18 protein-coding genes are annotated in these 17,236 nt (G+C 74.2%); 9 read left to right on the top strand and 9 right to left on the bottom strand.

Annotated features, from left to right (window positions below; all coding sequences use genetic code 11):
* Positions 1-81 precede the first annotated feature (81 nt).
* The 5 genes from fabG (at position 82) to ACF08D_RS19985 (ending at position 4,821) form a co-directional block, all read left to right on the top strand.
* Complete coding sequence (fabG, locus tag ACF08D_RS20005; protein ID WP_392224046.1) at positions 82-843, top strand: 3-oxoacyl-ACP reductase FabG; 762 nt, start codon at positions 82-84, stop codon at positions 841-843.
* A gap of 17 nt (positions 844-860) precedes the next feature.
* Positions 861-1,628, top strand: a complete 768-nt coding sequence (locus ACF08D_RS20000) for an SDR family oxidoreductase (RefSeq protein WP_392224045.1) — start codon at positions 861-863, stop codon at positions 1,626-1,628.
* 119 nt (positions 1,629-1,747) lie between these two features.
* Complete coding sequence (locus tag ACF08D_RS19995) at positions 1,748-3,328, top strand: ABC transporter substrate-binding protein (protein WP_392224044.1); 1,581 nt, start codon at positions 1,748-1,750, stop codon at positions 3,326-3,328.
* Positions 3,329-3,399: 71 nt separating this feature from the next.
* Complete coding sequence (ung, locus tag ACF08D_RS19990; protein WP_392224043.1) at positions 3,400-4,083, top strand: uracil-DNA glycosylase; 684 nt, start codon at positions 3,400-3,402, stop codon at positions 4,081-4,083.
* A 342-nt stretch (positions 4,084-4,425) separates the two neighbouring features.
* Entirely contained in the window at positions 4,426-4,821 is a 396-nt protein-coding gene (locus ACF08D_RS19985) for a hypothetical protein (RefSeq protein ID WP_392224108.1), read from the top strand.
* A 160-nt stretch (positions 4,822-4,981) separates the two neighbouring features.
* On the opposite strand, the gene ACF08D_RS19980 is transcribed toward ACF08D_RS19985, so the two are convergent.
* Both ACF08D_RS19980 and ACF08D_RS19975 read right to left on the bottom strand, forming a co-directional pair.
* Complete coding sequence (locus ACF08D_RS19980; protein ID WP_392224042.1) at positions 4,982-5,497, bottom strand: hypothetical protein; 516 nt, start codon at positions 5,495-5,497, stop codon at positions 4,982-4,984.
* Between the two features lie 106 nt (positions 5,498-5,603).
* Complete coding sequence (locus ACF08D_RS19975) at positions 5,604-6,269, bottom strand: TetR/AcrR family transcriptional regulator (RefSeq protein ID WP_392224041.1); 666 nt, start codon at positions 6,267-6,269, stop codon at positions 5,604-5,606.
* An 83-nt stretch (positions 6,270-6,352) separates the two neighbouring features.
* Between ACF08D_RS19975 and ACF08D_RS19970 the strand changes: the two genes are divergently transcribed.
* Both ACF08D_RS19970 and ACF08D_RS19965 read left to right on the top strand, forming a co-directional pair.
* Positions 6,353-7,594 carry an FAD-dependent monooxygenase gene (locus tag ACF08D_RS19970; protein ID WP_392224040.1) on the top strand — a complete coding sequence of 414 codons (1,242 nt, stop codon included), beginning with the start codon at positions 6,353-6,355 and terminating at the stop codon, positions 7,592-7,594.
* Complete coding sequence (locus ACF08D_RS19965) at positions 7,591-8,499, top strand: Gfo/Idh/MocA family protein (protein WP_392224039.1); 909 nt, start codon at positions 7,591-7,593, stop codon at positions 8,497-8,499. The genes ACF08D_RS19970 and ACF08D_RS19965 overlap by 4 nt, the downstream gene beginning before the upstream one ends.
* On the opposite strand, the gene lnt is transcribed toward ACF08D_RS19965, so the two are convergent.
* The 6 genes from lnt to ACF08D_RS19935 all read right to left on the bottom strand — a co-directional run bounded on the left by lnt (position 8,420) and on the right by ACF08D_RS19935 (position 13,247).
* The gene (gene lnt / locus ACF08D_RS19960; protein ID WP_392224038.1) at positions 8,420-10,090 is read right to left on the bottom strand and encodes an apolipoprotein N-acyltransferase; all 1,671 of its coding nucleotides are present in this window, start codon (positions 10,088-10,090) and stop codon (positions 8,420-8,422) included. The two genes, ACF08D_RS19965 and lnt, sit on opposite strands and share 80 nt — an antisense overlap.
* Before the next feature lie 58 nt (positions 10,091-10,148).
* Positions 10,149-10,613, bottom strand: a complete 465-nt coding sequence (locus ACF08D_RS19955; RefSeq protein ID WP_392224037.1) for a nuclear transport factor 2 family protein — start codon at positions 10,611-10,613, stop codon at positions 10,149-10,151.
* A gap of 70 nt (positions 10,614-10,683) precedes the next feature.
* Positions 10,684-10,899, bottom strand: coding sequence for a hypothetical protein (locus ACF08D_RS19950; protein WP_392224036.1), 216 nt, complete (start codon positions 10,897-10,899; stop codon positions 10,684-10,686).
* Positions 10,900-11,229: 330 nt separating this feature from the next.
* Positions 11,230-11,424 (bottom strand): hypothetical protein, encoded by a 195-nt coding sequence (locus ACF08D_RS19945; RefSeq protein ID WP_392224035.1) that lies wholly within the window; start codon positions 11,422-11,424, stop codon positions 11,230-11,232.
* 76 nt (positions 11,425-11,500) lie between these two features.
* Entirely contained in the window at positions 11,501-12,376 is an 876-nt protein-coding gene (locus ACF08D_RS19940) for an undecaprenyl-diphosphate phosphatase (protein WP_392224034.1), read from the bottom strand.
* A 166-nt stretch (positions 12,377-12,542) separates the two neighbouring features.
* Entirely contained in the window at positions 12,543-13,247 is a 705-nt protein-coding gene (locus ACF08D_RS19935) for a TVP38/TMEM64 family protein (RefSeq protein ID WP_392224033.1), read from the bottom strand.
* Positions 13,248-13,641: 394 nt separating this feature from the next.
* Here ACF08D_RS19935 and tuf point away from each other — a divergent pair, with 394 nt between their 5' ends.
* Together tuf and ACF08D_RS19925 are read left to right on the top strand one after the other, a co-directional pair.
* Positions 13,642-14,811: an elongation factor Tu gene (gene tuf / locus ACF08D_RS19930; protein ID WP_392224032.1), complete on the top strand. Its 1,170-nt coding sequence runs from the start codon at positions 13,642-13,644 to the stop codon at positions 14,809-14,811.
* A 269-nt stretch (positions 14,812-15,080) separates the two neighbouring features.
* Positions 15,081-15,929 (top strand): spermidine synthase, encoded by an 849-nt coding sequence (locus tag ACF08D_RS19925; RefSeq protein WP_392224031.1) that lies wholly within the window; start codon positions 15,081-15,083, stop codon positions 15,927-15,929.
* Here the strand turns inward: ACF08D_RS19925 and ACF08D_RS19920 are convergent.
* The gene (locus tag ACF08D_RS19920) at positions 15,891-17,222 is read right to left on the bottom strand and encodes an MFS transporter (RefSeq protein ID WP_392224030.1); all 1,332 of its coding nucleotides are present in this window, start codon (positions 17,220-17,222) and stop codon (positions 15,891-15,893) included. The genes ACF08D_RS19925 and ACF08D_RS19920 overlap by 39 nt on opposite strands.
* Between the last annotated feature and the right edge of the window lie 14 nt (positions 17,223-17,236).

Raw genomic sequence — 17,236 nt, 5'->3', positions numbered from 1 at the left:
TGAAGGTACTAAGCGGTCGCTCACCGGCATGGCGTGCCGGCCGGACCGCTCCACCGGGATCCAAGGGCGAGGAGAACCAGCATGTCCACCACCGAGCAGCGCGTCGCCGTCGTCACGGGCGGCGCGCGCGGCATTGGCGCCGCCACCGCGATCCGGCTCGCCGCCGAGGGCCGCGCCGTCGCCGTACTCGACCTCGACGAGGCGGCCTGCAAGGACACCGTCGAGAAGATCACCGCGGCCGGCGGCCGGGCCGTGGCGGTCGGGTGCGACGTGTCCGACGCCGCCCAGGTGGAGGCCGCCGTCGCGCGCGTGGCCACCGAGCTGGGCGCGCCGACGATCCTCGTCAACAACGCGGGCGTGCTGCGCGACAACCTGCTCTTCAAGATGAGCGAGTCCGACTGGGACACGGTCATGAACGTGCACCTCAAGGGCGCCTTCCTGATGGCCAAGGCGTGCCAGAAGCACATGGTCGACGCCGGCTTCGGCCGGATCGTCAGCCTCTCCTCGTCCTCGGCGCTCGGCAACCGGGGCCAGGCCAACTACGCGGCCGTCAAGGCCGGCCTCCAGGGCTTCACCAAGACCCTCGCCAAGGAGCTGGGGAAGTTCGGCATCACGGCCAACGCCGTGGCGCCCGGCTTCATCGTCACCGAGATGACCGCGCAGACCGCCGCGCGCGTGGGCATGGGTTTCGAGGACTTCCAGGCCGCCGCGGCCACCCAGATCCCCGTCCAGCGCGTCGGCCGGCCCGAGGACGTCGCCAACGCGATCGCCTTCTTCACGGGCGACGACGCCGGATTCGTCTCGGGCCAGGTCATGTACGTGGCCGGCGGCCCGCTCAACTGAAGGACGGGGTCGCGGACATGACCACCACAGAACTGCCCCCGCTCTCCGGGAGGGCCGCGCTCGTCACGGGCGCCAGCCGCGGCATCGGCTACGGCGTGGCGGAGGCGCTCGTCGCCCGCGGCGACCGGGTCTGCATCACCGGGCGCAACGAGGACGCGCTCAAGGAGGCCGTGGAGCGGCTCGGCGCCGACCGGGTGATCGGCGTCGCCGGCAAGGCCCACGACGAGGCGCACCAGGCGGTCGCCGTCGAGCGTGCCATGGACGCCTTCGGCCGCGTCGACTTCCTGGTGAACAACGCCGGGACCAACCCGGTCTTCGGCCCGATCGCCGAGATGGACCTCAACGTCGCCCGCAAGGTCTTCGAGACCAACGTGATCTCGGCCCTCGGCTTCGCCCAGCAGGCCTGGCGGGCGTGGCAGAAGGACAACGGCGGTGCGATCGTGAACATCGCGTCGGTGGCCGGAATGACCCCTTCGCCCTTCATCGGCGCGTACGGCATCAGCAAGGCCGCCATGATCAATCTGACCCTCCAGCTGGCCCATGAATTCGCCCCGAAGGTCCGGGTCAACACGATTGCCCCGGCCGTCGTGAAGACCAAATTCGCCCAGGCTCTCTACGAGGGCCGGGAGGCGGAGGCGGCGGCCGCGTATCCGCTCGGCAGGCTGGGCGTACCGGAGGACATCGGAGGTGCCGCCGCATTTCTCACCTCCGCCCAGTCGGACTGGATCACCGGACAGACTCTGGTGGTCGACGGAGGAATTTTCCTCAATGCCGGAGTCGGCTGATCCCGATTTTCCCGTTTGACCGCACAATGCCTCAAGTGCCCCGCCCGGCCGACACATTGACCTGGCGGGGCACTGCGGTATGGTCGGCCGACCCATGGCTGAACGAGGAGCGTGCGCACGTGTTCAACCGGACCAGTCTGCGGCAGGCGACCGTGGCCCTTGCGTCCATGTCCCTGCTGGCGGGATGCGGCCTCTTCTCGGGCGAGGACGCCGATGGGGAGAAGAAGATCGTCGTCGGTACGACGAGCGCTCCCAGCACGCTCGACCCGGCCGCCGCCTGGGACGGTTCCTGGGAGCTGTACCGGAATGTCTTCCAGACCCTGCTCGCCTTTCCCACCGGTAGTGCCACGCCTCAGCCCGACGCGGCCGACTGCAAATTCACCGACACGGTGAGCAAAGTCTATGAATGCCGTCTGAAGGACGGACTGGAATTCTCCGACGGGACCCGGCTGGACGCCGCCGCCGTCAAGCACTCCATCGACCGCATACGAAAGATCAACGCAAAGGGCGGACCGGGCCCGCTCCTCGGTTCGCTCGACCGGATCGCGGTCGGCGGGGATTCCACGGTCACCTTCCACCTGAAGGAACCCGACGCCACCTTCCCGTACATCCTGGCCACGCCCGCCATGTCCATCGTCCCGCCCGGCAAGTACCCGGCGGGCGCGCTGCGCGAGGACGGCCGGCTGACCGGATCCGGCCCCTACGTGCTCGACTCCTACCAGGAGGGGACCGAGGCCGTCCTGACCAGGAACCCCACCTACAAGGGGTTCGCCGACCGCAAGAACGACGCCGTCACCATCCGGTACTTCTCGGAGTCCGAGGCGATGGTGGCCGCCCTGCACGACAAGAAGATCGACGTCACCTACCGCGGTCTGACGGCCGAGGAGGTCGTCGGGCTCCAGGGCGACAAGCCGGAGAACGAGGGCCTCCAGCTGGTCGAGTCGACCGGCGCGGACATCCGCTACCTGGTCTTCAACGCCCAGGACCCGTCCGTGAGCAAGCTCGCCGTGCGCCAGGCGGTCGCCCAGGTCGTCGACCGCGACGCGCTGGTCGCCAAGGTCTACCAGGGCACGGCGGAGCCGCTGTACTCGATGGTCCCCAAGGGCATCGCCGGGCACACCACCGCCTACTTCGACCGGTACGGCGAGCCGAACGCCGAGAAGGCGCGCACGCTGCTGGAGGAGGCCGGCGTGGACGGGCCCGTCGCCCTGACGCTCTGGTACACCACCGACCGCTACGGCTCCGCCACCAAGGCCGAGTTCGAGGAGCTGAAGCGGCAGCTGGAGGCGTCCGGGCTGTTCAAGGTCACCCTGAACGGCAAGCCGTGGAAGGACTTCCAGAGCGGTTACCAGAAGGGCCAGTACCCGGCCTTCGGCCGCGGCTGGTTCCCCGACTTCCCGGACCCCGACAACTTCATCGCCCCGTTCGTCGGCAAGGAGAACGTGCTCTCCACGCCGTACGTCCGGCCGGAGATCACCGACCAGCTGCTGCCCAGGTCCCGCAAGGTCAGCGACCGGGGAGCGGTGACGGGCGACTTCGAGCGGGCGCAGGAGCTTCTGGTGGACGACGTCCGGCTGCTGCCGCTGTGGCAGGGCAAGCTGCACATCGCGTCCAGCGAGGAGATCGCCGGTGGTGAGCGGGCGCTGGACCCGCAGACGGTCATGCAGATGTGGGAGCTCCAGCGGAAGACCAGCTGGTAGCACCGGTTGTCAGTGGTCGCCGGTAAGTTCTCTCAGCAGACAAGGCGATCACCCCACCGGAGGTTGTTCACGTGACCGACACCGACATGCTGCCCGAGTCCTGGCGCGGCGTTCTCGGCGACGAGCTGCAGAAGCCCTACTTCGCCCAGCTCACCGAGTTCGTCGAGGAGGAGCGGGCCAAGGGGCCGGTCTACCCCCCGCGCGAGGAGGTGTTCGCCGCCCTCGACGCCACCCCGTACGACAAGGTGAAGGTCCTGGTCCTCGGCCAGGACCCCTACCACGGTGAGGGCCAGGGGCACGGGCTCTGCTTCTCCGTGCGGCCGGGCGTCAGGACCCCGCCCTCCCTGCGCAACATCTACAAGGAGATGCAGGAGGAGCTGGGGCACCCCGTGCCCGACAACGGTTACCTGATGCCCTGGGCCCGGCAGGGCGTTCTGCTGCTCAACGCGGTGCTGACGGTCCGGGCCGGCGAGCCGAACTCGCACAAGGGCAAGGGCTGGGAGAAGTTCACCGACGCGGTGATCAGGGCCGTGGCCGAGCGCCCCGACCCGTGCGTCTTCGTGCTGTGGGGCAACTACGCGCAGAAGAAGCTGCCGCTCATCGACGAGACCCGGCACGTGGTGGTCAAGGGCGCGCACCCCTCGCCGCTGTCGGCGAAGAAGTTCTTCGGCTCCCGGCCCTTTACCCAGATCGACAAGGCCGTCGCCGACCAGGGGCACACGCCCATCGACTGGCGCATCCCCAACATCGGCTGACACCCCCGCGGCTGACGCGCCCCCTCGCCGCCGATCGTCCCCGGTCCGGCGCACGCACCCGTCCTCCTGCGTCGCCGGTCGTCCCGGGTCCCGCGGCCTCCCGCGTCGCCCATGCCTCCTCGCCGCTGGCCGTCACCGGTCCGCGGGTGCCCCCGCCCCGCGCCGGACCCCGCCTGACCGGGAAAGGGGGCCGCTGCGGCTAGCGTCGTCGGCACCGGCCCCGGGACCTCGCCGTCCCGGCCCGGGTCGCCGACCGACCAGTGGAGGCCGCACGTGCGGGAGCAGCAGCAGGACGCGCCGGACGCGTCGGAGGACGCCGTCCTGACCAGGATAGGGCAGACGATGATGCTGCTCCACGGAGGCGACCGGGAGGAGGCGCGCAACCGCTTCGGCGAGCTGTGGCAGCAGCTCGGGGCGGACGGCGACGCCTTCCAGCGGTGCACGCTGGCGCACTGCATGGCCGGTGCCCAGGACGACCCGTACGACGAGCTGGCCTGGGACCTCCGGGCGCTGACCGCCGCCGAGGGGGTGGGCGGCCGGCCCGTGGCGGTGCGGGCCCTCTACCCCTCGTTGCACCTCAACCTGGCCGCCGACTACGCCCGGCTGCGGCGCCCGGACGCCGCGCGCGCCCACCTCGACCGCGCCCGCGCCGCGTCGGCGGTCCTGGCCCACGACCGGTACGGCGACGGTGTCCGGGCCGCCATCGCCCGGCTGGCGGAGCGCCTCGCGGGGGAGTGAGGCGACCGCACGCGCGACCGCCCCGCCCCGCCGGGCCTCAAGGCGGGGCATCCTCTCGCGCGGCGGGGTGCGCAGCGCGGCCGGGCCGCCGGGCCCCGAGGTGGGGCATCCTCTCGCGCGGCGGGGTGATGCGCAGCGCGGACAGGTCGGCCTGGGTGCTTCAGTGGCCGAGGGCCTCGCGGCAGAGGCGGGCCCGCCGGCTGTCGGGGTCCCAGCCGCCCTGGTCGCGGCCGAACTCGCAGACGTCCGGCACATTGTCCGGCACGGACGGCGGCAGCTCCGGGGCGGCGGCGGGGACGTGCTCCCGGACGGCGCCCGGCAGCCGGTCGCGCAGCCGCTCGGCGGAGGGGAGCCGGGCGGGCCGGTCGTCCCCGGCACCCCGCGGCGGAGCGGCGGGCGGCACGGCGGCCGGTGCGGCACGGTCCGGGGCGTCCGCGGCGTCCGGCCCGCGCGGCGGCCGGGGCCCGGGCGAGGACGGCTCCGGCGGCAGCGCCGCCTCCAGGGCCTCCCGGGCGGGCCCCGGCACGATCTGGGGTGCGGCGCCCGGCCGGTCGGGCAGGCTCGCCGTGGTGCCGGCCGGCACGGTCGGGGCGTCCGAGTCCACCGCCACGCAGCCGGAGACGGCCGCCACCGCCACGGTCACCAGGACCTTCGCTGTGATTCTCGTTCGTTGCACCCCGTAACTGTGGTCGTTGCGGCGGCCGTTGGGGATCTCTACCCGCGGTTATTGATCCACACGGGTGATGGGTATGACCGGCCGATGATCGGTCCCGGGCGCCGAGTCACCCGCGCCGGGGCTCCCCGCCGAGCATCCCGCCGAGCAACTCGGTCAGGCCCGCGCGCAGTTCCCCCTCGGACGGTACGGCGGAGTGGAACGACCCGACCGCGCAGTGGAACATGACGCCCTCGCACCAGGCCACCAGGGACAGGGCGTGCTGTTCCGGCCGGGCCGAACCGGCCGCCCGCATCAGCGCGGTCAGCGGGACGGTGAACCGCCGGCCGGTGTCGTCGTAGAACGCGCGCAGCTCCGGGCGCCGGGTGGCCTCCAGCCCCAGTTCGTAGCGCGCGACCAGCAGGTCCCGGTGGTCGGTCAGATACCGGTGCAGGGCGGCGGCGAGCGCCCCGGTCAGCGCGTCGGGCCCGGCCGGACCCGGCCCGCCGTCCGCGGGCGCCGGGTCCGGCAGCGGGGCGAGCAGCTGGTCCACGGCCAGGACGCGCGCCTCCCGGTCGGCGAGCCGCCGCACCGCCGTCTCCAGCAGCGCCTGGCGGGTGCGGGCGCAGTTGGAGGTCGACCCCTGCGGGAGCCCGGCGGCCTCGTCCACCGCGCGGTGGGTCAGACCCCGCATGCCCCGCTCCACCAGCAGGGACAGGGCGGTGTCGGCGATCAGCTCCACGCGGGCGGCGCGGGCGGCGCGTGGGGTGCCCTCGCGGGCCGGACGTGCGGTCATGGCCCCAACCTACCGCTCTCACTACAGCCGTAGTACGGTGACCGTGTCACTACAGGTGTAGTTAAGAGACGCCGGGAGCAGCCATGCCCATACGGACCACCCCGCCCCACGCCGTCGTCATCGGCAGCGGCATCGGCGGCCTGACCGCCGCCGCGGCCCTCCACCGGCGCGGCTGGCGCGTCACCGTCCTGGAGCGCGCCGCCTCGCTCGCGCCCGTCGGCGCCGGCATCGGCCTCGCCCCCAACGCGCTGCGCGCCCTGGACGTCATCGGCCTCGGCGACGAGATCCGCGCCCTCGCCACCTGGCAGGGCGACGGCGGGATGCGCACCCCGTCGGGCCGCTGGCTCTCCCGTACGGACGCCCGGGCCGCCGCCGACCGGTTCGGCGACCCGCTCGTCCCGGTCCACCGGGCCACGCTCGTGGACGCGCTCGCCGCCCGGCTCCCGGACGGCGTCATCCGCACCGGATCGCCCGCCACGCTCACCGACCCGGGAGCGGCGGCGACCGGCCGCCCGGCCGTCGTCACCACACCCGACGGCGACCTGGAGGCCGACCTGGTCGTCGGCGCGGACGGCATCGGCTCCGCGGTCCGGCCCGCCCTCTTCCCCCGGCACCCGGAGCCCGCCCACGCGGGCTTCACCACCTGGCGCGTCGTGATCCCCGCCCCCGGGCGGCCCTTCGCCCCGCACGAGACCTGGGGCCGGGGCGCCCTCTGGGGCACCCAGCCCCTCAAGGACGGCCGTGTCTACGCGTACGCCGCGGCCGCCGCCCCCGCCGGAGGCCACGCGCCCGACGACGAGCGTGCCGAACTCCTGCGCCGCTTCGGCACCTGGCACGACCCGATCCCCGCGATCCTCGACGCGGTCGCCCCCGGCGAGGTCCTGCGCCACGACGTCCGCCACCTCACCACCCCGCTGCCCGCCTTCCACCACGGCCGCACCGCGCTCCTCGGCGACGCCGCCCACCCCATGGCGCCCACCCTCGGGCAGGGCGGCAACCAGGCCATCGAGGACGGCGTCGTACTCGCCCACCACCTGCCGCCCACCGCCGACACGGGCGCGGGCCTCGCCGCCTACTCGGCCGCCCGGCTCCCCCGGACGACCGCCGTCGTCCGCAGGTCCGCGCGCGTCGCCCGGCTGCTCACCCTCACCAGCGCCCCCGCCGTCGCCGTCCGGGAAACCCTGATGACGCTCGCCCGGTTCGGGCCCGGCCTCGCCCTGCGCGCCTTCGACGGCATTGCCGACTGGCGCCCTCCCCAGCACCCGTATGCTGACCGGGCGGCCGGGCACCCGGGCGTGGGAGCGGGCGGGGAGAGGGCACTGTGAAGATCGGCTGCATCGGGCTCGGCGACATCGCGCGGAAGGCGTACCTGCCGGTCCTCGCCACCCTGCCGGGCACCGAACTGCACCTCCAGACCCGCACCCCGGAGACCCTCGCGCGCGTGGGCGACGCCCACCACGTCCCCGGCGCACGGCGCCACACCGATCTCGACGCGCTGCTCGCCGCCTCGCCCGACGCCGTGTTCGTGCACGCCCCGACCTCCGTCCACGCCGAGATCGTCACCCGCCTGCTGGAGGCGGGCGTGCCCACCTACGTCGACAAGCCCCTGGCGTACGAACTCGACACGTCACGGCGCCTGGTGGAGCTGGCCGAGCGCCGGGGCACCGCCCTCGCCGTCGGCTTCAACCGCCGCCACGCGCCCGCCTACGCCCAGTGCCTGGACCACCCGCGCGACCTGATCCTGATGCAGAAGAACCGGGTCGGCATGCCGGAGGACCCGCGCACCCTGGTCCTCGACGACTTCATCCACGTCGTGGACACCCTGCGCTTCCTGCTCCCCGGCGAGGTCGAGCACACCGACGTACGCGCCCGGGTGCGCGACGGACTGCTGCACCACGTCGTGCTCCAGCTGTCCGGGGACGGCTTCACCGCCATCGGCACCATGAACCGGATGAGCGGCTCGACCGAGGAGATCCTGGAGATCTCCGGCCGGGACACCAAGCGCCAGGTGCTCAACCTCGCCGACGTCGTCGACCACAAGGGCCAGCCGACCGTCCGGCGGCGCGGCGACTGGGTCCCGGTCGCCCGCCAGCGCGGCATCGAGCAGTGCGTGCACGCCTTCCTCGACGCCGTACGCGCCGGTACGCCCCTCAGCGCCCGGGACGCACTCGCGACCCACGAGCTGTGCGAGCGGGTCGTACGGGAGTGCCGGGAGCAGACCTCCGTATGACCGCCCGGCGCCCGTCGGCGGCGCCGAACACGGCCAGCACCGCCAGCGCCGCGTACACCGCCCAGTCCCCGTACCGCACATAGGGCGTCGTCCCCCCGGCCGGCGGGACGTCGTACACCTCGACGTCACTGCGGTCCGTACCGAGCGGGGAACCGATACGCCCGCCGTCCGGCCCGTACACCGCGCTCACCCCGGTCAGCGTCGCGTGCACCATCGGACGGCCCGTCTCCGCCGCCCGCAGCGCCGCCAGCGACGCGTGCTGCCCGGGCGCCCAGCTCTCCTGGAACGTCGACGTCGCCGACTGTGCCACCAGCACCTGCGCCCCCTCCCGGGCCAGGTGCCGGCTCATGTCCGGGAACGCCGACTCGAAGCAGACCAGCGGGCCCAGCCGCAGCCCCCGCTCGCCGACCGTCATCACCACCGGCCGCTCACCCCGCCTGCGGTCCTCGTCGGCCGCCCTGCCGACCGAGGTGGCCCAGCCCAGGACGGAGCGGAAGGGCACGTACTCCCCGAAGGGCACCAGCCGCATCTTGTCGTACCGGTCCCCGGTGGTGCCCTCCGGCCCGACCAGCACGCTGCTCTTGTAGATGCCCGGCCGGTCCGAGCGGCGCGCGTCCACATTGACCAGCACCTCGGCGCCCACCTGACGGGAGAGCGCCGCCAGCCGCCGGGTGTACTCGGGGCGGGCCGTCAGATCGGCGCCCACACTGCTCTCGCCCCACACCACCAGGTCCACGTCCTGCCCGGCCACCCGCCGGGCCAGCTCCTCGCCCCGGGCGAACCGCCGCTCGGCGCTGCCCACCCCGTCCACCACCCCTTCGACCACGCCCGGCTGGACCACGGCCACCCGCACCGGCCGGTCGGGGCGCGGAGCCGGCGCCCACCACGCCGCGAGCCCCACGGTGAGCCCGCTCACCGCCAGCCCGGCCACCGCCACCGGACGAAGGGCGGGCGCCGAGACCAGCAGGACGACCGCCGTGTTCACCGCCACCACCAGGAGGCTCACCAGCCACACCCCGCCCAGCGCCGCCACCCGCAGCACCGGCGCCACCTGCCACTGACTGGCGCCCAGCAGCCCCCAGGGGCCACCGAGCCCCTCCCAGGACCGGACCAGCTCGGCCAGCAGCCATCCCGACGGGACGACCGCCAGAGCGGCGGCGGCACGCGCGCGTGAGGGCGTCCCCGCCAGCATCCGCCGCACCAGCGCCCCCCACGGAGCCCACAGCAGGCCCAGCAGCGCGGCCACCAGCAGGATGAAGACATGCAGACTCGGCACCAGCCAGTGGTGCACGGCGAGCATGAAACCGATCCCGCCCAGCCAGCCGTCCAGCACCGCCCGGCGAGCGGTCGGCGCCGTACGGATCAGCAGCATCCACGGCACCAGCGCGAGATACGCCCACCACCACAGCGACGGCGCCGGAAAGGCGAGCGCGGGCAGCGCCCCGGCCGCCACCGCCAGCGCGCCCCGCCACCACCGGGACGTCAGCAGCCGCCCCCGGGCGCCCCACCAGGGCACGGGCCGCCCGGCCCCGCCCTCGTACGGCGCCTCCGTCCCGACCGCCTCGTCCCGCCGGCCGACCGGTATCCGCATCCCGCGCCTCCTCGCGCAGTGGGGCCGTCTCCTGACGACTCCAGTGTGCGGGAGGGGATCATTCCGCCGACAGCGGGCCGCCGTTCGCGGCGCGCCGCCACTTCTCGCGGACCACCACCTCGCGCACCCGCCACCCGTCCTCGGTCCGCGCCAGGGTGAACGCGCAACGGCCACCGGAGGCCACGACTCCGCCCGCATCCCCCCGGACCGGGTTCACATAGTCGGCCAGCACCTCGGCGCTGTCGCCCGGGAAGCCGTCGGCGTCCGCGACGGACACCCGCCGGTTCACGAACAGGGACTGGCGCACCGGGAACCCGCACACCGCGGCCGCCAGCCAGTCCGCGACCTCGCCGGCCCGGCCCGCCGGCCCGCCCGCGTCCCGGTAGTCGGCCAGCCCGTCGTCGGTGAACAGCGCGCGGAAGGCGGCCCAGTCCGCGTCGTCCACCGCCACCGCGTACCCGGTGATCACATCGTCGATGGCCAGCCGGTCCATCACGGTCGCGAGGTCCACACGCTGCGTCATCGCTTCAGTGTCCGGCAGCCGCACCCGGGGGCCAAGAGCCGTGCACGCCCCGCCCACCGCTCGGCGCCGCTCACGCCGCCTCCCAGTGGTGGGCCCGCCCGCCGCGCCACTCCACGAGCCGGGGGTCGTCCAGCGAGACATCGGCCTCGTCGAGCCCGGCGCGGCGCAGGAACTCGAGCAGGTCGGCGTCGTTGTGGGCCAGCCCCACGATCTGCCCGCGCACGGTCACCCGCCGCCCGCCGCCGGGGGAGGGGCGGTGGACGACGACAGGTGCCTGCGGGGCCATGCGACCAGGGTGCGCCCGGCGGCGGGTGATCGCAGCCCGGAGCCGGTGGGGGTGGCGGGACACGGTGCGGCGGGACACGCGTGCGCTGTCGGTGCACGCTGGCGGTTCACACGGGGTGTGAAGGGAGTGCGTGCACAGGTGCGGTACGCACCCTCGCGCCCGGCCGCCCGGCGCGGCAGGCTCTCCGTACGTGGCCGGGCCGGAGGACCCGGGCATCGGGCCGCCGGTCACCCCCCCTGCCGGCGGCCCCCGCCCATGCGCGGACGCGGCCGGGCGGTAACCGGGACCGGGGTCGGGGGCGGGGTCCACCCGGCCCGCGTCACGGCGGTTCTACGCGGCGCTGTCCCAGGCGGCGCCCGCGGCGTCCCCTTGCTGCGACGTACGGGCCCACTGGAGCACCAGGGCGCTGTAGATCCGCTGCTCGTCTTCCGAGAGGCGGCCGCCGGAGCGCACCCACAACTCCCGGATCGCCGCGTTCAGCGCGTCGGCATCCGGGGTGGGCAGCTCGGCAGGGGATCTGGTCATGGCACCCAGCGTAGGCGGAGCACGGGGCCGTCCGGCTACCTCGAAGGCCCCTTTGTGACGAAGCTCCCGTCGCCCGTCAGCCCGCCGACTCGCCCGCGTGCGGGCTGAGAACACCCATGCCGACCAGGGCGAAAATCACCAGGCCCAGCAGGATCCGGTAGATCACGAACGGCATGAAGCTCTTGGTGGTGATGAACTTCATGAACCAGGCGATGACCGCGTAGCCGACGACGAAGGCGACGATCGTGGCGAAGATCGTCGGGCCCCAGGAGACGTGCCCGCCCTCCGTCGCGTCCTTCAGCTCGAAGAGGCCGGAGGCCAGCACGGCGGGGATGGCGAGCAGGAACGAGTAGCGGGCCGCGGCCTCACGGGTGTAGCTCATCAGCAGGCCGCCGCTGATCGTCGCGCCGGACCGGGACACGCCCGGGATCAGCGCCATCGCCTGGCACATGCCGAAGATCAGGCCGTCCCGGACGCCCAGGTCCTTCAGCGTCTTCCGCTCCGGCGCCGCGCGGTGCCGGCCGCCCTCCTCGACCCGGGCCGCCAGGCGGTCGGCGATGCCCAGCACGATGCCCATGACGATCAGCGTCGTCGCGATCAGCCGCAGGTCCCGGAACGGGCCCTCGATGTGGTCCTTGAGGGTGACGCCCAGCACACCGATCGGGATGGATCCGACGATCACCAGCCAGCCCATCTGGGCGTCGTGGTCGGCGCGCATTGCCTTGTCCGTCAGCGAGCGGAACCACGCGGAGACGATCCGCGCGATGTCCTTGCGGAAGTAGATGAGGACGGCCGCCTCCGTGCCGATCTGGGTGATCGCCGTGAAGGCCGCGCCCGGGTCGTGCCAGCCGGCGAAGGCCGCCGTGAGACGCAGGTGGGCGCTGGATGAAATGGGGAGGAACTCCGTCAGCCCCTGGACGAGTCCGAGGATGAGTGATTCGAACCAATTCATGGGGCTAGGGCCGTCCCGAATGTGCTCGTGCGGTCAAGGAGGGGGAGGCCGCTGATCGGCGGCCGGTCGGTGCGCAGCGTACAGGCCCAAGATGAATGATCGATTCGCGGTGGGCCGCGCCCGCCGGCCGGTCCGGCCCGATCCGGACGTGTCCCGAAGTCGCGTCCTACCGGCGGCGCAGCCGGTGCCGCTTGCACCAGGCGACCACCGCCGCGCCCAGGCCGCTCACCACGATGAAGCCCATGGCGACGAGGAAGGTGGGCGAGGTCGGGGACGCCGCCTCGCTGCCCGCGACCACGTACGCCGCCGTGTTGGGGACCGAGCCGATACCGGTGGCCAGCAGGAAGGGCGCGTACCCCATCCGCGAGACGGCGGCACAGTAGTTCGCCGCCGCGAACGGGACCCCGGGGAACAGCCGGATCGCCAGCATCGACCGGAAGCCGTGCCGGCTCAGCTGCCCGTCCGCCGCCTCCAGCCAGCGCCCCCGTACCAGTGGACGCAGCGCCTCCTGCCCCAGCAGCCGGCCCAGCGTGAACGCGATGCCCGCGCCCAGCACCGTCCCGGCGATCGCCGCCGCGAGCCCGGCCTGCGAACCGAACAGCGCGCCCGAGGCCAGGTTCAGCAGTGGCCTCGGGACGAAGGCGGCGGTGCACAGTCCGTACGCCAGTGCGAACAGCACCACCGCTCCGGCGCCGTTCACCTGGGGCGGCCAGCCCGCCGACAGCAGCCGCTGCGGCTCGTAGAGCAGCACGGCGACGCCCGCCGACGCGAGGAGGGCGAGCAGGAGCGAGAGTCTCGACCAGGGGGACAGCAGAACGCGGGAGCAGCGGACGGCGAGACCGGCCTGGGGCCTGGTGACGGGGTCGAGCATCCGGGGAGACTAACCGACGGCGGCCCGTGATCGCCGTAACGGACGTCTCGATCACCGGGTGACAACCGCCTCATTTCCCGCCGCACACACCCCTGGTGACACATCCGCACCAGCCGTCCCGGCCACCGCGAGCCGCCGCCGCGACGGCCCGTAATTCGGTCGACGCGCACCGGCGGCCCGGGCATGATCGACGCATGTTCCGGTACGCCTTCCTCGCAGCGCCGTCCGCAGTCGCGGACGCGCCGAAGGCTGCCGCATTCGCCTTCCCCGCCGTTCTCGACGGCGCCCGAAGCTGACCCTTCCCGGATCGTCCGGCGGACCCCGCAGGGGGAGGGTCGGCAGGACGCGGGGGTCCCTCCAACGCTTCGAGTTCCGGGAAGGAACGCCAGCAGCCATGCCCAAGACGGCATACGTGCGCACCAAGCCGCACCTCAACATCGGCACCATGGGCCACGTCGACCACGGCAAGACCACGCTCACCGCCGCCATCACCAAGGTCCTCAGCGAGCGGGGGACCGGCACGTTCGTGCCGTTCGACCGGATCGACCGGGCGCCCGAGGAGGCCCAGCGCGGCATCACCATCAACATCGCGCACGTCGAGTACGAGACGGACACCCGCCACTACGCGCACGTGGACATGCCCGGCCACGCGGACTACGTCAAGAACATGGTCACCGGCGCCGCCCAGCTCGACGGGGCGATCCTCGTCGTCTCGGCGCTCGACGGGATCATGCCGCAGACCGCCGAGCACGTCCTGCTGGCCCGTCAGGTCGGCGTCGACCACATCGTCGTCGCGCTCAACAAGGCCGACGCGGGCGACGAGGAGCTCACCGACCTCGTGGAGCTGGAGGTGCGGGAGCTGCTCACCGCGCACGGGTACGGCGGCGACTCCGTCCCCGTGGTCCGGGTGTCGGGGCTCCGGGCGCTGGAGGGCGACCCGCGCTGGACCGGTGCCGTCGAGGCGCTGCTGGACGCCGTGGACACCTATGTGCCCATGCCGGAGCGGTATGTGGACGCGCCGTTCCTGCTGCCGGTGGAGAACGTGCTCACCATCACCGGCCGCGGCACGGTCGTCACCGGCGCCGTCGAGCGTGGCACCGTCCGGGTGGGCGACCGCGTGGAGGTGCTGGGCGCGGACACGGAGACGGTGGTCACCGGGCTGGAGACCTTCGGCAAGCCGATGGAGTCCGCGCAGGCCGGCGACAACGTGGCGCTGCTGCTGCGCGGGGTGCCGCGCGACGCGGTCCGGCGCGGCCATGTCGTGGCCGCGCCCGACAGCGTCGTGCCCCGCCGGCGCTTCACCGCCCGCGTGTACGTGCTGTCCGGGCGCGAGGGCGGCAGGACCACGCCGGTCACCACCGGGTACCGGCCGCAGTTCTACATCCGCACCGCGGACGTCGTGGGCGACGTGGACCTCGGCGAGGCGGCCGTCGCGCGCCCCGGCGACACGGTCACCATGACCGTCGAGCTGGGCCGCGAGGTGCCGCTGGAGCCCGGCCTGGGCTTCGCGATCCGCGAGGGCGGCCGCACGGTCGGCGCCGGGACGGTGAGCGAGGTGCTGTGACGGCCGCCGCCGGGCGGCGGAGGGGGACGTTCGTCCTCCGCCGCCCGGCGGCGGGCTGTGTCCGGGTCGGTTTCGGTGGTGGCGGGCACCCGGCCGGCCCCCGGGTGGCCGTCCGGGCGGCGCCGCGCCCTGGCCGGCTCCGGGCCCCGCTCGGCCCCCGGGTGGCCGACTCGGCCATGGTTGCGGCTTTCGGCGTAGGGGCGGCGCCGGGCCCTGGCCGGCTCCGGGCCCCCGCCCGGGCCCCGGGGGGCGGCGCCTACGCTGTGGCGATGGACGACGAGCCCCTCCCCGTGCTGCGTGAGGTCGACCACGGCACCGCCCGGTTGCTGCCCGATGTGGACCGCCGCCGCGCCTGGCTGCTCACCGTCGACGGCGCGCCCCAGTCGTACGTCGACCTGGACGACCCGGTCCACCTCGAGTTCGAGTACGCCCGCCGGCTCACCCACGCCGTGGACTGCGCCGCGCCCGGGGGCGAGCCGCTCGACGTCCTGCACCTCGGCGGCGGGGCGCTCAGCCTGCCCCGGTGGCTGGCCGCCACCCGGCCCGGGTCACGGCAGGACGTGGTGGAGGCCGACCGGGGGCTCGTCGCGCTGGTCGCCGAGCACCTGCCGCTGCCGCCCGGCAGCGGGGTCACCGTCCACGCGGCGGACGCCCGCGCCTGGCTGGAGGCCGCGCCACCGGACTCGGCCGACGTGCTGATCGCGGACGTCTTCGGCGGCTCACGGGTGCCCGCCCACCTCACGTCCCTCGGCTACGCGCGCGAGGCGGAACGGGTGCTGCGGCCGGACGGCACCTATGTGGCCAACCTCGCGGACGGGGCGCCCTTCGCCTTCCTCCGCTCGCAACTGGCGACCTTCGCCGCCGTGTTCGCCCACCTCGCGCTGGTCGCCGAGCCCGCGGTGCTGCGCGGCCGGCGGTTCGGCAACGCCGTGCTGGTCGCCTCGCACCGGGAGCCGGACGTCCCCGGGCTCGCCCGGCGGGCCGCCGCTGACGCCTTCCCCGCGCGCGTGGAGCACGGCCCGGCGCTGGCCCGCCTCACCGGCGACGCCCGGCCGGTGCGGGACGAGGACGCCGTCGCCTCACCCGAGCCGCCCGGCGGGGCCTTCGGCATCGGCTGACGCGGCCGCGGGCGCGGGCGCGGGGACGGCCACGGGGACGCCGGCCTCCTTCGTACGCCGCGTCAGATTCCGTACGTCGGGGATCAGCAGCACCAGCGCGGTGGGCAGCACCACCAGCGCCGCGCAGCCCCACAGGGCGCCGGACCGGCCGAAGAGGTGCTCGGCGGGACCGGCCAGGGCCGTCGACAGCGGGAGCATCGCGGTCGAGCCGAACCAGTCGTACGCGCAGACCCGGGAGAGCTTCTCCTCCGGGATCTCCTGGTGCAGCGTGGTCATCCAGGCGACACCGAAGACCTCCAGCGCGAGGCCGCACACGAACATCGCCGCGACCAGGCCGCCCACCGGCAGCGGCACCGCCAGCGCGGCCGAGGGCAGCGCCAGCGGGAAGACGCACAGGGTGCCGACCAGGAGCATCCGGCGCGGCTTCCACCGCATGGCCAGCAGCGCGCCGCCGACCGTCCCCGCGCCGAACGCCGCCAGGGCCAGGCCCCAGGGCCGGGCGCCGCCCAGCTCGTCCCGGGCGACCAGCGGCCCGTACACCGACTCGGAGGCGCCGACCACCGCCACCACCACCGAGAACTGCGCCACGATCGACCAGAGCCAGGGCCGCCCGGTGAACTCCTCCCAGCCCTCCCGCAGATCGGCCAGCAGCCCGCCGCCGGGCTCGCGCTCCGCGATGTGGCTCACGTCCAGGAAGAAGCGCAGCGCGCCCGCCACCGCGAAGGCCGCCGCGTCGACGGCGAGCACCCAGCCGGGGCTCCAGGCGGCGATCATCGCGCCGCCCAGCGCCGCGCCGCCGATGCCCGCCCCGTTCATCGCCATCCGGAAGAGGGCGAACGCCCGCGCGGCCTGCTCGCCCCGCACACTGGAGATCAGCATGCCCTCGGCGGCCGGGCTGAAGAACGCCTGCCCGGTGCCGCACAGCGCGGTCAGCAGCATCATCTGCCACAGCTTCGGGTCGCCGGCCAGCACGAGGGCGGCGAAGACCGCCTGGGACACGCAGTTGAGCGCGTTGGCCGCGACCATCACCCGGTGGCGCGGCAGCCGGTCGGCCACCGCCCCGCCGACGAGCAGGAACAGCACCAGCGGCAGGGTCCGGGCGGCGGCCACCAGGCCCACGTCGCCCCCGTCGCCGCCGGCCTCCAGCACGGCGAACGCCGCCGCGATCAGGGCGCCGTGGGTGCCCAGGTTGGTGACGATCGCGGCGGCGGTCAGCAGGGTGTAGTTGCGGCCGGCCCACTCGGGGCGCCGGGGTCGCGGGCGCCGTCGGGGCGCGGGGGCGGGAGTGCTCACCGGGAGACTCTCCC

The sequence above is a fragment of the Streptomyces sp. NPDC015131 genome (assembly GCF_043079975.1).
GTDB lineage: Bacteria > Actinomycetota > Actinomycetes > Streptomycetales > Streptomycetaceae > Streptomyces.
This window is presented reverse-complemented; position numbering and strand designations above follow the sequence as displayed.